Source organism: Salmonella sp. A1325, from assembly GCF_056991255.1.
Map to the genome: position 1 here is coordinate 387,702 of NZ_JAMLWO010000002.1, position 19,646 is coordinate 407,347.

At 53.2% G+C, this 19,646-nt stretch carries 24 protein-coding genes; 13 read left to right on the forward strand and 11 right to left on the reverse strand.

The window, feature by feature from the left end; translation table 11 throughout:
* Window positions 1-41: 41 nt before the first annotated feature.
* The 4 genes from speA to NAZ64_RS05790 form a co-directional block, all read right to left on the reverse strand.
* The gene (gene speA, locus NAZ64_RS05775; RefSeq protein ID WP_001278580.1) at window positions 42-2,018 is read right to left on the reverse strand and encodes a biosynthetic arginine decarboxylase; all 1,977 of its coding nucleotides are present in this window, start codon (window positions 2,016-2,018) and stop codon (window positions 42-44) included.
* 8 nt (window positions 2,019-2,026) lie between these two features.
* Window positions 2,027-2,158: an acid stress response protein YqgB gene (yqgB, locus tag NAZ64_RS05780; protein WP_000729109.1), complete on the reverse strand. Its 132-nt coding sequence runs from the start codon at window positions 2,156-2,158 to the stop codon at window positions 2,027-2,029.
* Window positions 2,159-2,243: 85 nt separating this feature from the next.
* Window positions 2,244-2,393 carry a hypothetical protein gene (locus NAZ64_RS05785; RefSeq protein WP_001751809.1) on the reverse strand — a complete coding sequence of 50 codons (150 nt, stop codon included), beginning with the start codon at window positions 2,391-2,393 and terminating at the stop codon, window positions 2,244-2,246.
* Between the two features lie 59 nt (window positions 2,394-2,452).
* Complete coding sequence (locus tag NAZ64_RS05790) at window positions 2,453-2,752, reverse strand: hypothetical protein (RefSeq protein WP_001540882.1); 300 nt, start codon at window positions 2,750-2,752, stop codon at window positions 2,453-2,455.
* 55 nt (window positions 2,753-2,807) lie between these two features.
* On the opposite strand from NAZ64_RS05790, the gene metK reads away from it, so the two are divergent.
* From metK to ruvX, 8 genes are all read left to right on the forward strand, one after another.
* Entirely contained in the window at window positions 2,808-3,962 is a 1,155-nt protein-coding gene (metK, locus tag NAZ64_RS05795; RefSeq protein ID WP_001062140.1) for a methionine adenosyltransferase, read from the forward strand.
* A 492-nt stretch (window positions 3,963-4,454) separates the two neighbouring features.
* Window positions 4,455-5,849, forward strand: a complete 1,395-nt coding sequence (galP, locus tag NAZ64_RS05800) for a galactose/proton symporter (RefSeq protein ID WP_001113171.1) — start codon at window positions 4,455-4,457, stop codon at window positions 5,847-5,849.
* A 78-nt stretch (window positions 5,850-5,927) separates the two neighbouring features.
* Entirely contained in the window at window positions 5,928-6,425 is a 498-nt protein-coding gene (locus tag NAZ64_RS05805) for a SprT family zinc-dependent metalloprotease (protein ID WP_000856775.1), read from the forward strand.
* A gap of 94 nt (window positions 6,426-6,519) precedes the next feature.
* The gene (endA, locus tag NAZ64_RS05810; RefSeq protein WP_115285671.1) at window positions 6,520-7,227 is read left to right on the forward strand and encodes a deoxyribonuclease I; all 708 of its coding nucleotides are present in this window, start codon (window positions 6,520-6,522) and stop codon (window positions 7,225-7,227) included.
* 76 nt (window positions 7,228-7,303) lie between these two features.
* Window positions 7,304-8,035, forward strand: coding sequence for a 16S rRNA (uracil(1498)-N(3))-methyltransferase (gene rsmE, locus NAZ64_RS05815; protein WP_001222488.1), 732 nt, complete (start codon window positions 7,304-7,306; stop codon window positions 8,033-8,035).
* Between the two features lie 19 nt (window positions 8,036-8,054).
* Window positions 8,055-9,002: a glutathione synthase gene (gshB, locus tag NAZ64_RS05820; RefSeq protein WP_000593248.1), complete on the forward strand. Its 948-nt coding sequence runs from the start codon at window positions 8,055-8,057 to the stop codon at window positions 9,000-9,002.
* Between the two features lie 215 nt (window positions 9,003-9,217).
* A complete protein-coding gene (locus tag NAZ64_RS05825; protein ID WP_001053171.1) occupies window positions 9,218-9,781 on the forward strand; it encodes a YqgE/AlgH family protein in 564 nt (187 codons plus the stop codon).
* Window positions 9,781-10,197 (forward strand): Holliday junction resolvase RuvX, encoded by a 417-nt coding sequence (gene ruvX, locus NAZ64_RS05830; RefSeq protein ID WP_001285491.1) that lies wholly within the window; start codon window positions 9,781-9,783, stop codon window positions 10,195-10,197. Before NAZ64_RS05825 ends, ruvX begins: the two co-directional genes overlap by 1 nt.
* A gap of 46 nt (window positions 10,198-10,243) precedes the next feature.
* On the opposite strand, the gene NAZ64_RS05835 is transcribed toward ruvX, so the two are convergent.
* Both NAZ64_RS05835 and NAZ64_RS05840 read right to left on the reverse strand, forming a co-directional pair.
* A complete protein-coding gene (locus NAZ64_RS05835; RefSeq protein WP_023220837.1) occupies window positions 10,244-10,930 on the reverse strand; it encodes an IclR family transcriptional regulator in 687 nt (228 codons plus the stop codon).
* Window positions 10,931-11,061: 131 nt separating this feature from the next.
* On the reverse strand, window positions 11,062-12,042 hold the full coding sequence (locus tag NAZ64_RS05840; protein ID WP_001055647.1) for a type IV pilus twitching motility protein PilT: 981 nt from the start codon (window positions 12,040-12,042) through the stop codon (window positions 11,062-11,064).
* A gap of 17 nt (window positions 12,043-12,059) precedes the next feature.
* On the opposite strand from NAZ64_RS05840, the gene NAZ64_RS05845 reads away from it, so the two are divergent.
* The 5 genes from NAZ64_RS05845 to hemW are packed head-to-tail and all read left to right on the forward strand — an operon-like array spanning window position 12,060 to window position 15,366.
* Window positions 12,060-12,764: a YggS family pyridoxal phosphate-dependent enzyme gene (locus NAZ64_RS05845; RefSeq protein WP_000997812.1), complete on the forward strand. Its 705-nt coding sequence runs from the start codon at window positions 12,060-12,062 to the stop codon at window positions 12,762-12,764.
* An 18-nt stretch (window positions 12,765-12,782) separates the two neighbouring features.
* The gene (locus tag NAZ64_RS05850; protein ID WP_001094848.1) at window positions 12,783-13,349 is read left to right on the forward strand and encodes a YggT family protein; all 567 of its coding nucleotides are present in this window, start codon (window positions 12,783-12,785) and stop codon (window positions 13,347-13,349) included.
* Window positions 13,346-13,636 carry a DUF167 family protein YggU gene (gene yggU, locus NAZ64_RS05855; protein WP_001277203.1) on the forward strand — a complete coding sequence of 97 codons (291 nt, stop codon included), beginning with the start codon at window positions 13,346-13,348 and terminating at the stop codon, window positions 13,634-13,636. The genes NAZ64_RS05850 and yggU overlap by 4 nt, the downstream gene beginning before the upstream one ends.
* Before the next feature lie 7 nt (window positions 13,637-13,643).
* Complete coding sequence (locus NAZ64_RS05860) at window positions 13,644-14,237, forward strand: XTP/dITP diphosphatase (RefSeq protein ID WP_023195148.1); 594 nt, start codon at window positions 13,644-13,646, stop codon at window positions 14,235-14,237.
* Window positions 14,230-15,366: a radical SAM family heme chaperone HemW gene (hemW, locus tag NAZ64_RS05865; RefSeq protein ID WP_220569631.1), complete on the forward strand. Its 1,137-nt coding sequence runs from the start codon at window positions 14,230-14,232 to the stop codon at window positions 15,364-15,366. The genes NAZ64_RS05860 and hemW overlap by 8 nt, the downstream gene beginning before the upstream one ends.
* A gap of 90 nt (window positions 15,367-15,456) precedes the next feature.
* Here hemW and NAZ64_RS05870 read toward each other — a convergent pair whose 3' ends face one another.
* From NAZ64_RS05870 to trmB, 5 genes are all read right to left on the reverse strand, one after another.
* Window positions 15,457-16,464, reverse strand: a complete 1,008-nt coding sequence (locus NAZ64_RS05870) for a DUF1202 domain-containing protein (protein WP_220569630.1) — start codon at window positions 16,462-16,464, stop codon at window positions 15,457-15,459.
* 132 nt (window positions 16,465-16,596) lie between these two features.
* The gene (gene ansB / locus NAZ64_RS05875; protein WP_000394189.1) at window positions 16,597-17,643 is read right to left on the reverse strand and encodes an L-asparaginase 2; all 1,047 of its coding nucleotides are present in this window, start codon (window positions 17,641-17,643) and stop codon (window positions 16,597-16,599) included.
* A 188-nt stretch (window positions 17,644-17,831) separates the two neighbouring features.
* Window positions 17,832-18,551, reverse strand: a complete 720-nt coding sequence (locus NAZ64_RS05880; RefSeq protein WP_000984835.1) for a YggN family protein — start codon at window positions 18,549-18,551, stop codon at window positions 17,832-17,834.
* 49 nt (window positions 18,552-18,600) lie between these two features.
* Window positions 18,601-18,927, reverse strand: a complete 327-nt coding sequence (locus NAZ64_RS05885; protein WP_001107574.1) for a YggL family protein — start codon at window positions 18,925-18,927, stop codon at window positions 18,601-18,603.
* Entirely contained in the window at window positions 18,927-19,646 is a 720-nt protein-coding gene (gene trmB, locus NAZ64_RS05890) for a tRNA (guanosine(46)-N7)-methyltransferase TrmB (RefSeq protein ID WP_000786890.1), read from the reverse strand. Before trmB ends, NAZ64_RS05885 begins: the two co-directional genes overlap by 1 nt.

Below are 19,646 nucleotides of genomic sequence, written 5' to 3' on the forward strand. Positions count from 1 at the left end.
ATTTAAATAATTAAATCGACCCACAAGCGGAATACTCTTAATTACTCATCTTCAAGATAAGTATAACCGTACAGTCCCGCTTCAAATTCCTCAAGGAACTGCTGCTGCAACGCATCGTCCAGATCCGTCTGTTTTACCTGGTCGCGGAAATGCGTTAACAGCGTTTTCGGATCCAGTTGCACATATTGCAGCATATCCGCAACGGTATCGCCTTCGTCCGACAGCTCAACCTCGACGCTACCATCCGGGAAGACAAACACGTCAACCGCTTCAGTATCGCCAAACAGGTTGTGCATGTTACCGAGGATCTCCTGATAGGCGCCGACCATAAAGAAGCCGAGCATCGGCGGATTCTCTGGATCGTATTCCGGCATCGGCATCGTCGTGGCGATACCGTCGCCATCGATATAGTGGTCAATAGCGCCATCGGAATCACAGGTTATATCCAGCAGCACGGCACGACGTTCCGGTACCTGATCTAACCCTTCCAGCGGCAGTACCGGGAAGAGCTGATCGATTCCCCACGCGTCCGGCATTGACTGGAACAGCGAGAAGTTGACGTACATTTTGTCCGCCATTCGCTCTTGCAGTTCGTCGATAATCGGACGATGCGCACGGTTTTGCGGGTCCAGTTGCTTCTGCACTTCATGGCACATGCTGAGATAAAGTTGTTCCGCCCAGGCGCGCTCCTGCAAACTAAACGCGCCGGAAGAGTAGCCGATATGAATATCGTGCAGATCCATTTGGCTATCATGCAGCCATTCACGCAGCGAGCGGCGAGTGCCAGGCTTATGCATCTCCTGCCAGGTTTCCCACAGATTTTGCAGCGCGCGCGGCGCATCTTCAGCAGGGGCAGTCGGATCCGTGTATTCGTTACGCTCCACGCCGATAATGTTAGAGACCAGTACCGTATGGTGCGCAGTGACGGCGCGGCCAGACTCGGTAATCACCGTCGGATGCGGTAAACCATGCTCTTCGCAGGCATCGCCAATCGCCCAGATGATGTTATTGGCATATTCGTTCAGGCCATAGTTCACCGAACAGTCGGACTGCGAGCGGGTACCTTCATAATCCACGCCCAGACCGCCGCCCACGTCGAAGCACTGGATATTAACGCCCAGCTTATGCAGCTCAACATAGAAACGTGCGGACTCGCGCACGCCGGTCGCGATATCGCGAATGTTCGCCATCTGCGATCCCAGGTGGAAGTGCAACAGTTGCAGACTGTCCAGACGCCCGGCGTCACGCAGGGTCTCCACTAGTTGCAGCACCTGGGTCGCCGCCAGGCCGAATTTTGATTTTTCGCCGCCGGAGGATTGCCACTTACCGGACCCCTGAGAAGCCAGACGCGCACGCACGCCCAGGCGAGGAACCACGTTCAGGCGCTCGGCCTCTTCCAGCACAATCGCGATTTCAGACATCTTTTCGATGACCAGATAAACCTTATGGCCCATCTTCTCGCCAATCAGCGCCAGCCGAATGTATTCACGGTCTTTATAACCATTACAGACGATCACGCTACGGGTCATGCCGGCATGCGCCAGCACCGCCATCAATTCCGCTTTTGACCCCGCTTCCAGCCCCAACGGTTCACCGGAATGGATAAGGGACTCGATCACGCGGCGATGCTGATTGACCTTAATCGGATAAACGAGGAAGTAGTCGCCGTTATAACCGTAAGATTCACGCGCACGCTTAAACGCCGCGTTAATTGAACGCAAACGGTGTTGCAGGATCTGCGGGAAGCAGAACAGCGCCGGCAGACGCTGACCTTGCGCTTCGCGCGCTTTCACCAGTTTGGCAAGATCGACACGCGCTTCCGGTACGTCGGGATCGGGGCATACGCTAATATGGCCCAGCTCGTTGACGTCGTAGTAGTTATTGCCCCACCAGGCAATATTGTAAGTGCGCAGCATCTTGCTGGCTTCCTGGGAGCTCATTGCAACCTCCTGCATGGAGCGTAGTACACCCTGTTCGCCTGCTGACGAAGGCGAACCCATAGACATGTCGTCAGACATAGCGAACCTCAATTTTTATTAGCAAGTGTAAAACAGTTGACTACTATCGCAATCCGAAGACGCGATAACAACCCATAGACAAGCGGATTTTCCAGCAGATAGCGCTGATGCTCCGCCTGCGCGACCGGTTTCTTTTTCATATCATTGTAAACACGTAACCGAACTCACAGATAACGGTTCGGCGAAACCACGAGAAAACTCTTGCGTTAACAAGAGCGCCCTTGTTCAGTCTTCAGCGCCATTGCCGGCTCTGGAATCCTGAGAAGCGCCGAGATGGGTATAACATCGGCAGGTATGCAAAGCAGAGATGCAGATTGCGGGGGACATGCGCGCACCAGAACGATGCGACAGATTCAGCAGAATACAACGGTTCATTATCTCGTATCACCTCCACGGCCGCCTCGTAAGACGAACCCACAAGCCAAAGCAACGTTTTAACCCGGCTGGAAGTGGCGACACGAAGAAAACGTCGTGTGCTTTTGTATGAGCCGCGCGTCGCGTTTTATACCCAGAACGCAGAAAAAAAGCAAAGCATAAATGCGCATAATGTCAGCATTATCAGAAACGTTTACCGCCTGATTTTGACCGACATTGCGACGGCCTTCAAAAAAAGCTGGAAATTGGGCGAAGAAGTGACCTAAAATAGCCGTCCAGATGTTAATCCATCCATACTGATTAACACTCAGACTGCCAGTGTCAGCGACCTTCAGACTCATGGTAGAATCTTCTGTCATGACTATTCCGCACAACAGTTTGAGCTAACTAAATTCTCCTTAGGTGAAATTAAATATGGCAAAACACCTTTTTACGTCTGAGTCCGTATCAGAAGGGCATCCTGACAAAATCGCAGACCAAATCTCTGATGCCGTGTTGGACGCTATCCTGCAACAGGATCCGAAAGCACGCGTCGCCTGTGAAACCTACGTTAAAACCGGCATGGTTTTAGTTGGCGGTGAGATCACCACCAGCGCCTGGGTCGATATCGAAGAGATTACCCGTAATACGGTGCGCGAAATTGGCTATGTGCATTCCGACATGGGCTTTGACGCCAACTCTTGCGCGGTACTGAGCGCAATTGGCAAACAGTCTCCGGATATCAACCAGGGCGTTGACCGCGCAGACCCGCTGGAACAAGGCGCGGGCGACCAGGGCCTGATGTTTGGCTACGCGACAAATGAAACCGACGTACTGATGCCTGCGCCAATCACCTACGCGCACCGTCTGGTACAGCGTCAGGCTGAAGTGCGTAAAAATGGCACCCTGCCATGGTTGCGTCCGGATGCAAAAAGCCAGGTCACTTTCCAGTATGACGACGGCAAAATCGTCGGTATCGACGCCGTGGTTCTCTCTACGCAGCACGCAGAAGATATCGACCAAAAATCGCTGCAAGAAGCGGTGATGGAAGAGATCATCAAACCCATTCTGCCGTCTGAATGGTTAAATACGTCCACTAAGTTTTTTATCAACCCAACCGGGCGTTTTGTTATCGGCGGCCCGATGGGCGATTGCGGTCTGACCGGTCGTAAGATCATCGTTGATACCTACGGCGGTATGGCGCGTCACGGCGGCGGCGCCTTCTCCGGTAAAGATCCGTCTAAAGTTGACCGTTCTGCAGCTTACGCTGCGCGTTATGTCGCGAAAAACATCGTGGCGGCAGGTCTGGCGGATCGCTGTGAAATCCAGGTCTCCTACGCTATCGGTGTAGCGGAGCCGACGTCCATCATGGTGGAAACGTTCGGTACTGAAAAAGTGCCTGCTGAACAGTTGATTCTGCTGGTACGCGAATTCTTCGACCTGCGCCCGTACGGCTTGATTCAGATGCTGGATCTGCTGCACCCGATCTACAAAGAAACTGCGGCTTACGGCCACTTCGGTCGCGAAAACTTCCCATGGGAAAAAACCGACAAAGCGCAACTGCTGCGCGATGCTGCCGGTCTGAAATAATCGCCCGCGCCTGACGCTGTTTTTCAGTCAGGTAAGCCATACCGTACTTATAAAGGCCAGCGCCCTGCTGGCCTTTATCATTGCTGATACACGCAACGTTATCAGATATTCCAGCGTGAATTTATACTGACCTTTTTGTGATGCGCAGCACAATCCACTCTCCCCTTTCGTTTCTTCGACTACACTTTTTATCATTCAGTTTCAGTCACCATGAAAGCGGTTACATTCATTTTCATTAAGAACTGACCGCATCACTATCGGTATGCTAATTCTGCGATGAAAATATTACATAATTTTTCAACTTTGTCTGAATACCAGGCGATTGATATAGTTATAAGATTATTAAAACTATTATTTTTCAGATAATTAAATAATCACCGATATAAATAGTAGTGTAAACGATTACACCATTGTGATTAGCCTCACATCTTTTTACGGCGTACTCACCTACTCTTAACATCGATAAAATTGCTAACCCAACCGGAGGGCATAATGCCTGACAATAAAAAACAAGGGCGTTCCAACAAGGCCATGACATTTTTTGTCTGCTTTCTTGCAGCCCTGGCAGGATTACTTTTTGGCCTGGATATCGGCGTTATCGCCGGTGCTTTACCCTTCATTACCGACGAGTTTCAAATTACCGCACACACTCAGGAATGGGTGGTCAGCTCCATGATGTTTGGCGCGGCCGTCGGCGCTGTCGGCAGCGGCTGGCTCTCCTTTAAGCTGGGTCGTAAAAAAAGCCTGATGATCGGCGCTATCCTTTTCGTCGCCGGTTCGCTGTTCTCCGCTGCGGCGCCTAACGTTGAAGTCCTGATTATTTCTCGCGTGCTGCTGGGTCTGGCCGTCGGCGTCGCTTCCTACACCGCACCGTTGTACCTGTCCGAGATCGCGCCGGAAAAAATTCGCGGCAGTATGATCTCAATGTACCAGCTCATGATCACCATCGGGATTCTGGGCGCTTATCTGTCCGATACCGCGTTCAGTTACAGCGGCGCATGGCGCTGGATGCTCGGCGTGATCATCATCCCAGCCATTCTGCTGCTGATCGGCGTCTTCTTCCTGCCGGACAGCCCGCGCTGGTTTGCGGCGAAACGCCGTTTCCATGATGCTGAACGCGTCCTGTTGCGCCTGCGTGACACCAGTGCGGAAGCAAAACGTGAGCTCGATGAAATTCGCGAAAGTTTGCAGGTTAAACAGAGCGGTTGGGCGCTGTTCAAAGAGAACAGCAACTTCCGCCGCGCCGTGTTTCTTGGCATTTTGTTGCAGGTCATGCAGCAATTTACCGGGATGAACGTCATCATGTATTACGCGCCGAAAATCTTCGAACTGGCGGGGTACACGAATACCACGGAGCAGATGTGGGGTACCGTTATTGTTGGTCTGACTAACGTGCTGGCAACCTTCATCGCTATCGGCCTGGTTGACCGCTGGGGCCGCAAGCCGACCCTGACACTGGGCTTCCTGGTCATGGCGATTGGTATGGGGATTCTGGGTACGATGATGCACATCGGCATCCATTCGCCGTCTGCGCAATACTTCGCTATCGCTATGCTGCTGATGTTCATCATTGGATTTGCGATGAGCGCTGGTCCGCTGATTTGGGTACTGTGCTCCGAAATCCAACCGCTGAAAGGCCGCGATTTCGGCATCACCTGCTCCACCGCGACCAACTGGATCGCCAATATGATCGTCGGCGCAACGTTCCTGACCATGCTGAACAATCTGGGTAACGCCAACACCTTCTGGGTCTACGCTGGCCTGAACGTGCTGTTTATCCTGCTGACCCTGTGGCTGGTACCGGAAACCAAACACGTTTCGCTGGAACACATTGAACGTAACCTGATGAAAGGTCGTAAACTGCGCGAAATCGGCGCCCACGACTAATCCCTCCACGCTTCCTCCAGCCACAGGAGGAAGCGTTTTTCTTGCAGTCCCTCTTCCGTCGCACTATTCTCTGCCGCTATGAAAACCCCTCGTCTCCCTATCGCTATCCAGCAGGCCGTGATGCGTCGTCTGCGGGAAAATCTCGCCCAGGCGAACCTCAAGCTCGATAGACATTATCCGGAGCCGAAACTGGTGTATACGCAACGCGGCACCTCGGCGGGCACCGCCTGGCTGGAGAGCTACGAAATCCGCCTCAACCCGGTGTTACTGCTGGAAAACATCGACACCTTTATAGCAGAGGTCGTGCCGCATGAACTGGCGCATCTGTTGGTGTGGAAGCACTTCGGACGCAAGGCTCCGCATGGCAAGGAATGGAAGTGGATGATGGAAAGCGTGCTGGGCGTTCCGGCCAGACGTACTCATCAATTTGCGCTGCAATCCGTACGGCGCAATACCTTTCCCTACCATTGCCAATGCCAGCAACATCAACTCACCGTCCGCCGTCATAATCGGGTAGTACGCGGCGAAGCGGTTTATCGTTGCGTTCACTGCGGCGAACCACTGGTCGCCGGGTAGTTCCCGAAACGTCCGGGAACTTTCCTGAGCGGACTGATTGCATACAGACACAACTTTCGTTACGTTGCGGGCTCGTTTTGCTATGGAGTGTGCAATGTACCGTAATTTTTCTTTTGCCGCTGCGTTGCTGGCCGCAGCGTTTTCAGGCCAGGCCCTGGCCGATGGCATTAACAATTTTTCTCAGGCCAAAGCGGCGAGCGTCAAAGTCAATGCCGACGCGCCCGGCAGCTTTTACTGCGGGTGCCAAATCCGCTGGCAGGGTAAAAAAGGCGTCGTAGACCTGGAGTCCTGCGACTATAAGGTGCGTAAAAACGAGAATCGCGCCAGACGCATTGAGTGGGAGCACGTTGTCCCCGCCTGGCAATTCGGTCATCAGCGCCAGTGCTGGCAGGACGGCGGGCGAAAAAACTGCGCTAAAGATCCGGTCTACCGCAAAATGGAAAGCGATATGCATAACCTGCAGCCCGCCATTGGCGAAGTGAATGGCGATCGCGGCAACTTTATGTATAGCCAGTGGAACGGCGGCGAAGGTCAGTACGGGCAATGCGCCATGAAAGTGGATTTTAAAGCGAAAATCGCCGAGCCGCCCGCCCGCGCCCGTGGCGCAATCGCCCGCACTTATTTTTATATGCGCGACCAATACCAACTGAAACTTTCCCGCCAACAAACGCAGCTTTTTAACGTCTGGGATAAGCAGTACCCCGTTACCGCCTGGGAGTGCGAGCGCGATGCGCGTATCGCGAAGGTCCAGGGTAATCATAATCCCTATGTGCAACGCGCTTGCCAGGCGCGAAAGAGCTAACCTACACTAGCGGGATTCTTGTTAACCCATGCCCTGGATAGCCAAACGCCGGGGCCATGACGCGGATTTTTTTATTATGCGTATTCCCCGCATTTATCACCCTGAATTGTTGACGTCCGGTACGCAGATTTCGTTATGCGAAGATGCGGCCAACCATATTGGTCGTGTACTGCGCATGGGACCGGGACAAGCGTTACAGCTGTTTGACGGCAGTAATCAGGTATTCGATGCTGAAATCATTAGCGCCAGTAAGAAAAGCGTTGAAGTGCAAGTGATGAAAGGCGAAATCGACGATCGTGAATCGCCGCTGCATATCCATCTGGGCCAGGTGATGTCGCGCGGTGAAAAAATGGAATTTACTATCCAGAAATCGATCGAACTGGGTGTAAGCCTCATTACGCCACTGTTCTCTGAGCGCTGCGGCGTTAAACTGGATAATGAACGTCTGAACAAAAAGCGCCAGCAGTGGCAAAAGATCGCCATCGCCGCCTGCGAACAATGCGGGCGTAACCGGGTGCCGGAAATTCGCCCGCCGATGGCGCTGGAGGCCTGGTGCGCCGAGCAAGATTCCGGGCTGAAGCTCAATCTTCATCCGCGCGCTCATGCCAGCATCAACACTCTGCCGCTGCCGGTTGAACGCGTCCGACTGCTGATCGGCCCGGAAGGCGGGCTGTCGGCGGACGAAATCGCGATGACCGCGCGCTATCAGTTTACTGATATTCTGTTAGGACCTCGCGTTCTGCGTACTGAGACAACCGCGCTCACCGCCATTACCGCGCTACAGGTGCGTTTTGGCGACTTAGGATGAAGCGTTAACGGAGAAAATAATGATCAAGCTCGGCATCGTGATGGACCCCATCGCACACATCAACATCAAGAAAGACACCAGTTTCGCTATGCTGCTGGAAGCCCAACGTCGTGGTTATGAACTTCATTATATGGAGATGGCCGACCTTTATCTGATTAACGGCGAAGCCCGCGCCCGCACGCGAACGTTGAGCGTGGAGCAAAATTACGATAAATGGTACGAGTTCGGCAGCGAGCAGGAGATTAAACTCGCCGATCTGGACGTCATTTTGATGCGTAAAGATCCGCCGTTTGATACCGAGTTTATTTATGCGACCTATATTCTGGAACGCGCTGAAGAGGAAGGGACGCTGATCGTCAACAAACCGCAAAGCCTGCGCGACTGTAATGAAAAACTGTATACTGCCTGGTTTGCCGACCTGACCCCGGAAACGCTGGTAACGCGCAATAAAGCGCAGCTCAAAGCGTTTTGGGAAAAGCACGGCGATATCATTATGAAACCGCTGGACGGTATGGGCGGCGCGTCCATTTTCCGCGTTAAGGAAGGCGATCCTAACATAGGCGTTATTGCCGAAACGCTGACCGAGCTGGGCAACCGCTACTGCATGGCGCAGAACTATCTGCCCGCGATCAAAGATGGCGATAAGCGCGTACTGGTCGTCGACGGCGAGCCGGTGCCTTACTGCCTGGCGCGTATTCCGCAGGGCGGCGAAACCCGCGGCAACCTGGCGGCTGGTGGTCGCGGCGAACCCCGTCCGTTGAGCGAAAGCGACTGGGAAATCGCCCGCCGCGTTGGGCCAACGCTTAAAGCCAAAGGGCTTATTTTCGTCGGTCTGGATATTATCGGCGACCGCTTAACGGAAATTAACGTGACCAGCCCAACCTGCGTGCGTGAAATCGAAGCGGAATACCCGATCTCTATCACCGGGATGTTGATGGACGCCATCGAAGCGCGTCTGGCGAAGTAAACGTTTATAGCCCGGTGGCGTGCGCTTACCGGGCCTGAGCAATCACGCCGCCCCGGTCGGATAAGGCGGCGCATCAGCATCGCCATCCGGCAATCTATTGCCCGATAAGGCAGCCGTCCTTTGGCAAAAGACGGCTTATATGAGTGACAACCGTCCGCTTTCCCCACATACTGAACACTGTCGTTTTTTTGAACCAGGAAACAGAACCTCTGACAATGAATTTACAGCATCACTTTCTTATTGCCATGCCTGCGCTCCAGGACCCGATTTTCCGCCGTTCCGTGGTGTATATTTGCGAACACAACCAGGACGGCGCTATGGGGATTATTGTTAATAAGCCTTTGGAAAATCTGCAAATTGAAGGGATTCTGGAAAAACTAAAAATTACGCCGGAACCGCGCGATTCGGCAATTCGTCTTGATAAAGCCGTGATGCTCGGCGGCCCGCTGGCGGAAGATCGCGGATTTATTCTCCATACTCCGCCGTCACGTTTCGCCTCCAGCATTCGTATCTCAGACAATACCGTGATTACCACTTCCCGCGATGTGCTGGAAACGTTAGGTACCCAACAACAGCCTTCCGATGTGCTGGTCGCGCTGGGCTACGCCTCCTGGGATAAAGGCCAGCTTGAACAAGAGTTGCTTGATAACGCCTGGCTTACCGCGCCCGCCGATCTCAATATTTTGTTCAAAACGCCCATTGCCGAGCGCTGGCGCGAAGCGGCAAAACTTATTGGCATTGATATTCTGACCATGCCTGGCGTTGCGGGGCACGCCTGATGAGCGACACCTTACTGGCCTTTGACTTCGGCACAAAAAGCATTGGCGTTGCAATAGGACAACGCATTACCGGCACCGCCCGTCCGCTTCCGGCAATCAAAGCACAGGACGGCACGCCCGACTGGACGCTCATTGAACGTTTGCTGAAAGAGTGGCAGCCGGACGAAATTATTGTCGGGCTACCGCTCAATATGGATGGCACTGAACAGCCGCTGACGGCGCGCGCACGTAAATTCGCCAACCGTATTCATGGGCGTTTCGGGGTAACTGTCACGCTGCACGATGAACGACTCAGCACCGTTGAAGCACGCTCCGGTCTGTTTGAACGAGGTGGATATCGCGCGCTGAACAAAGGCAAAGTGGACTCGGCCTCCGCCGTGATTATCCTCGAAAGCTATTTTGAACAGGGGTATTAAAGCCGTTTTTGTCAGCAGGCGGATAACGCGGTCACGGTTGCCAGGCTTACTGGGCAATAAGCTGGTTTAATGCCTTCAACGCCTGTAAACGCGCAGCCGCCTCCGCCTCATCAATCCGCCACATTCCCGCAAAGGCCAGCGCTGCGGCGTGCTTGCCTAGCGGTTGCGCCATAGAAACTTCACCATCAGCGTGATGCCACAGCACGTATCCCCGCTGGCGCTGCTGCGCCACATGCGGCGCCAGATTACGCCACTGCTCCGGAGTAAAGCGCTGCATTAGCGCCTCATCGCTTTCTGCCGCCAGTAACGCTACCCCTGGTACCGACTGCCAGGCCGGGCACATGCGAAACCCCGCCAGCGCCTGACTTCCCTGCGACCCCGGCGTAGAGTGATAAATATAGATAATCTGGTCTTCCCATAGCACGCCTAATGCCACCACGATGTCTCTGGGCGCATGGCGCTCAAGGATAGGCAACGCATGGGAGAACAGCGCTGAACCGCGAATCGCCTGCGCCGCCAAAGCATGAATGCCTGGCCCGGGTAAATAGCGTCGGTGCTCATCCTGCATCGTGAGTCCAATAGAGGCCATCGTCATTAACAGGCGATTAACGCGCGTAGTATTAATATCCATCAACCGGGCAAGCTCGCGACATCCGATAGCACGGTCGCTGGAGACCAGATATTGCAGACAGCGAATGCCATCTATCAGGCTTTGATTCGGTTGTGATGACATCGTTAAATGGCTTCGCTGTGGTTTTAACAAAGCTGCGATTTTAACGCCGGTTCGCCAGGATACAAGCCTGCATGCCGTTCAATCCACCGCGCCAGCCAACACTTTACAACGCCCCTACGCCGCCATCTTCGCTACAGTCGTCCCTGCGCCTGACGCCATTGCGCGCTCTGGGCGAATGTCATCATCCCCTGCTGCTGCCCGGTTTGTATCACGTGGGCCAACTGATGGAGTTTGCCTTCACGGATCAAATTCCCTGTGGCTGGCGTATTAATCAGTAATTCAAACAACGCCACGCGCCCATCCTGCCTGTCGACCTCCAGTTTTTGTGATAGTACAGCGCGCAGACTACCCGCCAGTTGGCTGCGTACCGGTTCTTTTTCCTGCGCCGGAAAACTATCCACTAATCTTTCCACCGCCTGCGCCGCACCGCGAGTATGCAGGGTTGCCAGTACCAGATGCCCCGTTTCCGCCGCCGTCAGCGCTAGGCGAATGGTCTCGCTGTCACGCAGCTCTCCCAGCAAAATGACATCGGGATCTTCACGTAACGCCGCGCGCAGCCCGGCGGCAAAAGTGGCGCAATGCTGGCCGATTTCCCGCTGCTGTATCAGGCAACGCTTGCTGGTGTAACGGTACTCAATAGGATCTTCCAGCGTCAGGATGTGTTTATCGGCATGTTGATTAAGATATCCCACCATCGCCGCCAGCGTGGTGGATTTCCCGCAGCCAGTAGCGCCAGTGACCAGAATCAGTCCGTTCTCGCTGGCAAGCAGTGCGGGTACTATCGGCGGCGTCTGGATTTCCGCCAGATCAGGACAACGCTCGGGCAATAGCCGTAGCGCCAGCGACGTTCCCTGTTGATGTGTGAACGCACTGGCGCGCAGGCGCCGCGTGCCAGACAGCGAGACGGCGAAATCAAGCTGGCCGTGCGTTCGCCACTGATATTGTTGCGCATCATTAAGCCAATCAAGCAGAAGCCTGTCGACATCAGGCGCGGTAAAAGGCGCGTTCTCCATGCGTCCTTGTTTGCGCCATCGCGCAGGCCAGGCGTTACACAGGTGTAGATCCGAGACGTTATGCTTTACACTAAGCGTCACAATTTCTTCCATATTCATATAAACATCCTCGGAAAATGAACGATATCGCGCATAACCTGGCATACATCCGGGACAAAATCTCCGCCGCGGCGACGCGTTGCGGCCGCTCTTCAGAAGAAGTTACGTTGCTTGCAGTGAGTAAAACCAAACCTGCGAGCGACATCGCAGAAGCCATTGCCGCCGGACAACGGGCATTTGGTGAAAATTATGTACAAGAGGGGGTGGAAAAAATCCGCCACTTTCAGGAAGCGAAAGTGGAAGGCCTGCACTGGCACTTTATTGGCCCTTTACAGTCCAACAAAAGTCGGCTGGTGGCCGAGCATTTTGACTGGTGTCATACCATCGATCGCCTGCGTATCGCCTCGCGTCTGAGCGAACAGCGCCCGGATAATCTGCCGGCGCTAAATGTTCTGATCCAAATTAATATCAGCGATGAAAACAGCAAATCAGGCATTCCGCTGGCGGAACTGGATGAGCTGGCCGCTGCGGTGGCTACACTGCCGCGTCTGCGGCTTCGCGGACTGATGGCGATCCCGGCGCCAGAGTCAGATTATGTAAGGCAGTTTGAAGTCGCACGTCAAATGGCTGTAGCATTTGCCGGGCTGAAAGCGCGCTACCCTGACGTTGATACCCTATCTCTGGGTATGAGCGACGATATGGAAGCCGCGATTGCGGCAGGTAGCACAATGGTGCGCATCGGCACCGCTATCTTTGGTGCTCGTGATTACACAAAAAATTAAGGAAAACTGAGGAACGCCATGAATACGTTGACCTTCCTGCTCTCAACGGTAATTGAGCTGTATACCATGGTGCTATTATTGCGCGTGTGGATGCAGTGGGCCCGCTGTGACTTTTACAACCCTTTCTCCCAGTTCGTGGTGAAAATTACGCAGCCCATCATCGGACCGCTGCGTCGTATTATCCCGCCAATGGGGCCGATTGACAGCGCTTCCCTGCTGGTGGCGTTTATTCTTAGCGTTATTAAGGCGATAGTGCTGTTTAAGGTAATTACGTTTCAGGCGATTATCTGGATTGCCGCGGTGCTTATCTTGCTTAAAACAATCGGCCTGCTGATCTTCTGGGTGCTGCTGGTCATGGCTATCATGAGCTGGGTGAGCCAGGGTCGTAGCCCGATTGAATATGTATTGATTCAGCTTGCCGAGCCGCTGCTCAGCCCGATTCGCCGTATACTGCCTGCGATGGGCGGCATCGACTTCTCGCCGATGGTTCTGGTGCTGCTGCTGTATGTCGTTAATATGGGGATCGCTGAAGTCTTACAAGCGACAGGCAACATGTTGCTGCCGGGGCTGTGGATGGCGCTATGAGTGCTGTGACTCGCTGCGAAGACGGTCTGGTGTTACGGCTTTATATTCAGCCGAAAGCCAGCCGCGACAGTATTGTGGGCTTACATGGCGACGAGGTGAAAGTCGCCATTACTGCCCCGCCGGTTGACGGTCAGGCAAACAGCCATCTGATCAAGTTTCTCGGTAAACAGTTTCGCGTGGCGAAAAGTCAGATCGTCATCGAAAAAGGCGAGCTGGGCCGTCACAAACAGGTAAAAATTATTCACCCGCAACAGATCCCGCCGGAAATTGCGGCGTTAACTGAGTAGGTATTCCATGCAAAAAGTTGTTCTCGCAACCGGCAACGCCGGTAAAGTGCGCGAGCTCGCGTCGCTGTTAAGCGATTTTGGGCTTGATGTGGTAGCACAAACGGAACTGGGCGTTGACTCCGCGGAAGAAACCGGCCTGACGTTTATTGAAAACGCGATTCTCAAAGCGCGCCATGCCGCTAAAATGACCGGTCTGCCCGCCATTGCCGATGACTCCGGTCTGGCCGTTGACGTTTTAGGCGGCGCGCCGGGTATCTATTCCGCGCGCTATTCTGGCGAAAACGCGACAGATCAGCAAAATCTGGAAAAACTGCTGCATACTCTACGGGATGTTCCGGACGACAAACGTCAGGCGCGATTCCATTGTGTACTGGTTTATTTGCGTCATGCCGAAGATCCCACACCGATAGTCTGTCACGGTAGCTGGCCTGGCGTCATTACTCGCCAGGCGGTCGGAAATGGCGGATTTGGCTATGATCCCATTTTCTTCGTACCGTCTGAAGGCAAAACCGCCGCAGAACTGACCCGTGAAGAAAAAAGCGCGATTTCCCACCGTGGACAAGCGCTCAAGCTGCTGCTGGATGCGTTACGCAATGGCTAAACTACCGCCGCTCAGTCTTTATATTCATATTCCCTGGTGTGTACAAAAATGTCCATATTGCGACTTCAATTCCCATGCGTTGAAGGGCGAGGTGCCGCATGACGACTACGTCCAGCATCTGTTAAGCGATCTGGACGCCGATGTCGCCTGGGCGCAAGGGCGTGAAGTAAAGACCATTTTTATTGGCGGCGGTACGCCAAGCCTGCTTTCCGGGCCGGCGATGCAAACGCTGCTGGACGGCGTGCGTGCGCGCCTGAATCTGGCGGCGGATGCGGAAATTACCATGGAAGCGAACCCCGGCACGGTCGAAGCCGACCGCTTCATCGACTATCAGCGCGCCGGCGTAAACCGGATCTCCATTGGCGTGCAGAGCTTTAGTGAGCCTAAGCTGAAACGTCTTGGCCGTATTCACGGTCCACAAGAGGCGATGCGGGCAGCAAGACTGGCAAATGGGCTTGGGCTACGCAGCTTTAACCTCGACTTGATGCATGGATTGCCGGATCAAACGCTGGAAGAGGCGCTGAATGATTTGCGACAGGCGATTGCGCTTAATCCGCCGCATCTCTCATGGTATCAATTGACGATTGAACCCAACACTCTGTTCGGTTCGCGTCCGCCGGTTTTACCGGACGATGACGCTCTGTGGGATATCTTTGAGCAGGGCCACCAGTTATTAACCGCCGCGGGCTATCAGCAATACGAAACGTCGGCCTATGCCAAACCCGGTTATCAGTGCCAGCATAATCTGAACTACTGGCGCTTTGGCGACTATCTGGGTATTGGCTGCGGCGCCCACGGTAAAGTCACCTTCCCGGGCGGCAAGCTCCTGCGCACCACCAAAACCCGTCACCCACGCGGTTATATGCAGGGACGTTACCTGGAAAGCCAGCGTGACGTGAGTGATGACGATAAACCCTTTGAGTTCTTTATGAATCGTTTTCGGTTGCTGGAGCGCGCGCCTCGCGCCGAATTTGTCGCCTATACCGGGCTTACGGAAGCGGTTATTCGTCAGCCAATCGACGAGGCTATTGCCCAGGGCTACCTGACCGAATGCGAGCAATACTGGCAGATTACCCGTCACGGTAAACTGTTTTTAAACTCTCTTCTTGAGTTGTTTCTCGCGGAATAACAAGGATAAGCCTGTCGCGCCAGCGGGTAAAATACCTGATGGCGCGACGCTTACCGACCTGTGGCGGTTAATGCGCCGCCGGCAAGCGCATTATTTAATAACCCCTTTACGACGCAAATCGTCCGTATCTTTTTTCCAGCGCTCGTAACCGTCATTAATATCCATAATTTTCACACGGATATCACTCTGTTGCATCTGAAGTTTTTGTACCGCTATATTCAGCGGATATTGTCCTTTCTCTAACGTTATCCAGTCATTCTGCGCTTTTCGACGCAGCTCTTCTGCTTTCAAAAATACCTGCCGCCGTTGCTCGTGTATGTCTAAATCTCTTTTCTGCTGAATAGCCGCTTCATTGCACGGCTCACTCTGCTTACGGCACGCGTCTAATGCCGGTTGATAGACCTCTTTTTCGTATTTCTCGGCATATACGCTGCTATCGTTGGCTTTTACATAATCATCGCGCTCTTTTAACGTCTTTTTAAACGCCTCGGCGCGGGTCAACGGTTTCCCATCAGCGCCTTTTCCCCAATATGCGTCCGCTTCTTTTTTAGCTACCGCTATTTTCTTATCCAGGGCAGAGAGTTGTTCTTCAAGACCGGGGATCGACGCTTTCTGCGCACGCCAGGAGGCTTCAATGTTGCCAAACCGATAGTTAAAGTCATCACTGTTGACGATCAGGTATTTATCATTCGTTTTAATGTCGTCAATAGCCCGGCCCTGATCGCTGGCTGCCATTTGTAATGAGTAATAGCTCACCGTCCAGCCAGAGGTTGGCGTCCCTTTACTGGTTAACATGGCAGAAAATTTAACGGGACGATCTTTGGTCCAGGTTTTTTCAACAAAATAATAATCCGCCGCCATACCAACGCCGGTATACATATCTTCACGGGAAGAAATATCCCCTTCGGCAGACCAGGTGGCCTGATTGCCCGTCGAATCAAGATTTTTTAAGGTAATGGAATCCAGTTTAAGTATGCCGTGGTACTGCTTACTAAACTGTTCTTTTAAGATGTTATCGGAGGGTTGAGCAACCTCTGCCCAACTATAGCCTGAAATCAGGGCAAATAGCACTGCGCCAGCAATCCATTGTCGAACCACTTGTGGACCTCCCGTCCAGAGACATGACGCCCACGATTATCATAACCAGGATGATAATTAGCAAGATAATAGTGTTGGTTGTGCGAGAGGTCTTCCAAAGATGGCCCCGGCCTTCCGACCGGGGCATTCTCTTTAATACTGATTGAACATCGTCTGGATCTGTTTTGGATCTTTAGTCTGGGTTAACGCCAGTTGCAGTAAGACACGCGCTTTTTGCGGGTTCAGCGTGCCGGAAGCGACAAAGCCGTATTTTGCATCGTCAACTTCCGCATCCTGCGTGGTTGCGCCAGTCGGCACACGTGAAGAACGCACCACTACCGTACCGTTGTGCGCGGCGGTCGCCAGGGTATCAAAGACCGTTTTATACAGGTTGCCGTTACCCACGCCTGCGCTCACGATCCCGTCATAACCCGCGTCTACCAGCGCTTTTGCCGGCAGATCGGACGCATTCGCATAGTTATAAACGATACCGACTTTCGGCAACGCGGTCAGCTTCGACACGTCGAACGGGGTGGAGGTGGTATGTTTACGCTCTGGCGTACGCTGGTAGTCAATTTTACCGTTGTGGATATAACCCAGCGGGCCGTAGTTAACCGCTTTAAACGTCGCCACGTCAGTCGTATTGGTCTTAGTGACGTCGCGTCCGTCCATCACGGTATCATTCATTACCACCAGCACGCCGCGATTGGCAGACTGTTTATCAGCCGCTGTTACTACCGCATTATAGAGGTTGAACGGGCCATCTGCGCTCATTGACGTGGAAGGACGCATCGCGCCGACCAGTACCACCGGTTTATTGCATTTCACGGTCAGATCGAGGAAATAAGCGGTTTCTTCCATCGTATCAGTACCGTGGGTGATCACGAAACCGTCGGTGCTGTCGCACTCGGTATTGATTTTTTTCGCCAGCGTGAGCCAGACTTCATCGTTCATATCCTGCGAGCCAATGTTAACGACCTGCTCGCCTTTCACTACCGCAATGTCCTTCAATTGAGGAACGGCATCCACCAGATTTTCGACGCCAACTTTACCTGCCGTATAATTTGATTTTGTTGCTGAATCACCGCCACCAGCGATCGTTCCGCCGGTCGCTAAGATGGTGATATTCGGTAAAGCGAACGCTGCGCCGCTGAAACCCATTACCAGAGCAGCTAATGCCGTTTTCCTGAAAAACTCCATGTTATATCTCCAGTTATGTCAACTGGTCGCATTATCCCTATATTGCAGACGAATAATGTGATGTCATACGATTAACCAGCGATATATATCCAACAGAGAGTATTTTTTAGAGATGGATAACAAAATGCAGGAAAAAACAGAATAAAAAGGCGCAGATACGATCTACACCATTGTTTAAAAAGGAAAGATTACTTCAGGCTGCCAACCAGCGCTTTGCGGCTATCTTCTAAGGTTACTACGCGGCTACAGACATCTTTGCCAAACTGCTGGAAATCTTTCTCCTGATTTTTCCATTCGTTCTGGATAGCGGTTTGCAAACCACCGAGGCTGCCCATCACGCCCTGTAAAGGATTGCCGCCGCCTTTAAGCACCGCTTTGGCGCCCATTTCGTTAATGCTGTCCTGCAAAATACCGCCCATCGCCTGATTCACCAACTGCTGACCGTCGGCACGCACCTGGTCGATAGCCTTATAGTGGAACGTCAGGCCGTCCGTACGATGTTCGATAATACGGTTCATTTGCGCTTTTAATTGCGCATCAAGCTTCGTCAGACGGCTACGCATGTTGCTGCTTTCGCCCACCTCTTTAGCGATGATTTTATCCAGCGCCACGCGGCCTTTTTCGACGCGCGATCGGGCGCCCTCATCAATCCACGGCAGCGCGCTTCGCAGTTCCGCCTGGTAATCTTTCGCCTGCTCGCGCTGCGCGGCGCTAAGGGTGTACTGCTTACCGTTGTACATCACATTGCCGTCCGGCGTGATCACCAGGTTGCCGTTTTCACCTTTCACCTGCACCGTTTGTGGACTCAGGATCACATCGTCACGCGGCGTGACACTGCATTTGTAATCTGCATGAGCGGCCATCGCCGTCAACGTTAGCACTGCCGCCAGCAGCGTTTTGCGCATCATAACTTTCCCTCAAGACAAAGCGGGCCGGCATTTGCCGACCCTGTACTCATTAGTCCCACCAAACGTCGAAAAGTTCGCTGGTTCGGACTTCTTCAAGGTTGCGCGCTTCCAGCCACTTACGCACAATCGCCTGATGTTCTTCGGTACATTTACCGATTTCCTGCATACAAATCAGCCCTTCCCAGGCCAGGTAGCCGCTGCCGTCAAACGCCAGTTTATTGGGCTCAATAACGTCATTAATAAAGTCATCGACAGTCTTATCGACCTGCTCTTCAGATGTACCTTCCGGAAAACGCCATGCCACCGAAAATCCTAATTCCTGGAATTCGTCAATGTGCATTTTTTTACGCAGACGACGACTACGGTTCTTTGCCATTATTTCACCCTCTCGAACATTAAGTCCCATACGCCATGACCAAGACGATGGCCACGTTGTTCAAATTTCGTTACCGGGCGCGATTCCGGGCGCGGTACATAATCATTGCTCTCTGACAGATTTTTGTACCCGTCGATAGAAGACATGACTTCAAGCATGTGTTCCGCATACGCTTCCCAGTCGGTCGCCATATGGAAAACGCCGCCCAATTTCAGCTTGCTCAATACCAGTTCAGCAAACGGCACCTGAACGATACGGCGTTTATTATGACGCGCTTTATGCCACGGGTCAGGGAAAAAGAGCTGAACCATCGATAAAGAATTGTCAGGAATCATTTTATGCAACACTTCTACCGCGTCGTGGCACATGACGCGCAGGTTTTCAACGCCCTCTTCATGAGCGGACGCCAGACACGCGCCGACGCCGGGCGAATGCACTTCAATACCGAGGAAATTCTGCTCCGGGCGCGCTTTCGCCATCGCCACGAGAGACGCCCCCATGCCAAAACCAATCTCCAGCGTCACCGGCGCTTCGCGACCAAACAACGTGGCGAAATCTACCGGCGCTTCGCTGAACTCGACGCCCATCACCGGCCAGTAGTTTTCCAGCGCGTGTTCTTGCCCCTTTGTCAGTCGCCCCTGGCGACGAACAAAACTACGAATACGGCGCAGCGGGCGACCGTTTTCATCAAATTCCGGTGAAATGACGTCGTTTTTCAT

Excerpts from the sequence above, each read along its gene's own strand:
- speA (WP_001278580.1), bottom strand. The coding sequence starts at position 2,018 with ATGTCTGACGACATGTCTATGGGTTCGCCTTCGTCAGCAGGCGAACAG.
- yqgB (WP_000729109.1), bottom strand. The coding sequence starts at position 2,158 with ATGAAAAAGAAACCGGTCGCGCAGGCGGAGCATCAGCGCTATCTGCTG.
- NAZ64_RS05785 (WP_001751809.1), bottom strand. The coding sequence starts at position 2,393 with ATGAACCGTTGTATTCTGCTGAATCTGTCGCATCGTTCTGGTGCGCGC.
- NAZ64_RS05790 (WP_001540882.1), bottom strand. The coding sequence starts at position 2,752 with ATGACAGAAGATTCTACCATGAGTCTGAAGGTCGCTGACACTGGCAGT.
- metK (WP_001062140.1), top strand. The coding sequence starts at position 2,808 with ATGGCAAAACACCTTTTTACGTCTGAGTCCGTATCAGAAGGGCATCCT.
- galP (WP_001113171.1), top strand. The coding sequence starts at position 4,455 with ATGCCTGACAATAAAAAACAAGGGCGTTCCAACAAGGCCATGACATTT.
- NAZ64_RS05805 (WP_000856775.1), top strand. The coding sequence starts at position 5,928 with ATGAAAACCCCTCGTCTCCCTATCGCTATCCAGCAGGCCGTGATGCGT.
- endA (WP_115285671.1), top strand. The coding sequence starts at position 6,520 with ATGTACCGTAATTTTTCTTTTGCCGCTGCGTTGCTGGCCGCAGCGTTT.
- rsmE (WP_001222488.1), top strand. The coding sequence starts at position 7,304 with ATGCGTATTCCCCGCATTTATCACCCTGAATTGTTGACGTCCGGTACG.
- gshB (WP_000593248.1), top strand. The coding sequence starts at position 8,055 with ATGATCAAGCTCGGCATCGTGATGGACCCCATCGCACACATCAACATC.
- NAZ64_RS05825 (WP_001053171.1), top strand. The coding sequence starts at position 9,218 with ATGAATTTACAGCATCACTTTCTTATTGCCATGCCTGCGCTCCAGGAC.
- ruvX (WP_001285491.1), top strand. The coding sequence starts at position 9,781 with ATGAGCGACACCTTACTGGCCTTTGACTTCGGCACAAAAAGCATTGGC.
- NAZ64_RS05835 (WP_023220837.1), bottom strand. The coding sequence starts at position 10,930 with ATGTCATCACAACCGAATCAAAGCCTGATAGATGGCATTCGCTGTCTG.
- NAZ64_RS05840 (WP_001055647.1), bottom strand. The coding sequence starts at position 12,042 with ATGAATATGGAAGAAATTGTGACGCTTAGTGTAAAGCATAACGTCTCG.
- NAZ64_RS05845 (WP_000997812.1), top strand. The coding sequence starts at position 12,060 with ATGAACGATATCGCGCATAACCTGGCATACATCCGGGACAAAATCTCC.
- NAZ64_RS05850 (WP_001094848.1), top strand. The coding sequence starts at position 12,783 with ATGAATACGTTGACCTTCCTGCTCTCAACGGTAATTGAGCTGTATACC.
- yggU (WP_001277203.1), top strand. The coding sequence starts at position 13,346 with ATGAGTGCTGTGACTCGCTGCGAAGACGGTCTGGTGTTACGGCTTTAT.
- NAZ64_RS05860 (WP_023195148.1), top strand. The coding sequence starts at position 13,644 with ATGCAAAAAGTTGTTCTCGCAACCGGCAACGCCGGTAAAGTGCGCGAG.
- hemW (WP_220569631.1), top strand. The coding sequence starts at position 14,230 with ATGGCTAAACTACCGCCGCTCAGTCTTTATATTCATATTCCCTGGTGT.
- ansB (WP_000394189.1), bottom strand. The coding sequence starts at position 17,643 with ATGGAGTTTTTCAGGAAAACGGCATTAGCTGCTCTGGTAATGGGTTTC.
- NAZ64_RS05880 (WP_000984835.1), bottom strand. The coding sequence starts at position 18,551 with ATGATGCGCAAAACGCTGCTGGCGGCAGTGCTAACGTTGACGGCGATG.
- NAZ64_RS05885 (WP_001107574.1), bottom strand. The coding sequence starts at position 18,927 with ATGGCAAAGAACCGTAGTCGTCGTCTGCGTAAAAAAATGCACATTGAC.
- trmB (WP_000786890.1), bottom strand. The coding sequence starts at position 19,646 with ATGAAAAACGACGTCATTTCACCGGAATTTGATGAAAACGGTCGCCCG.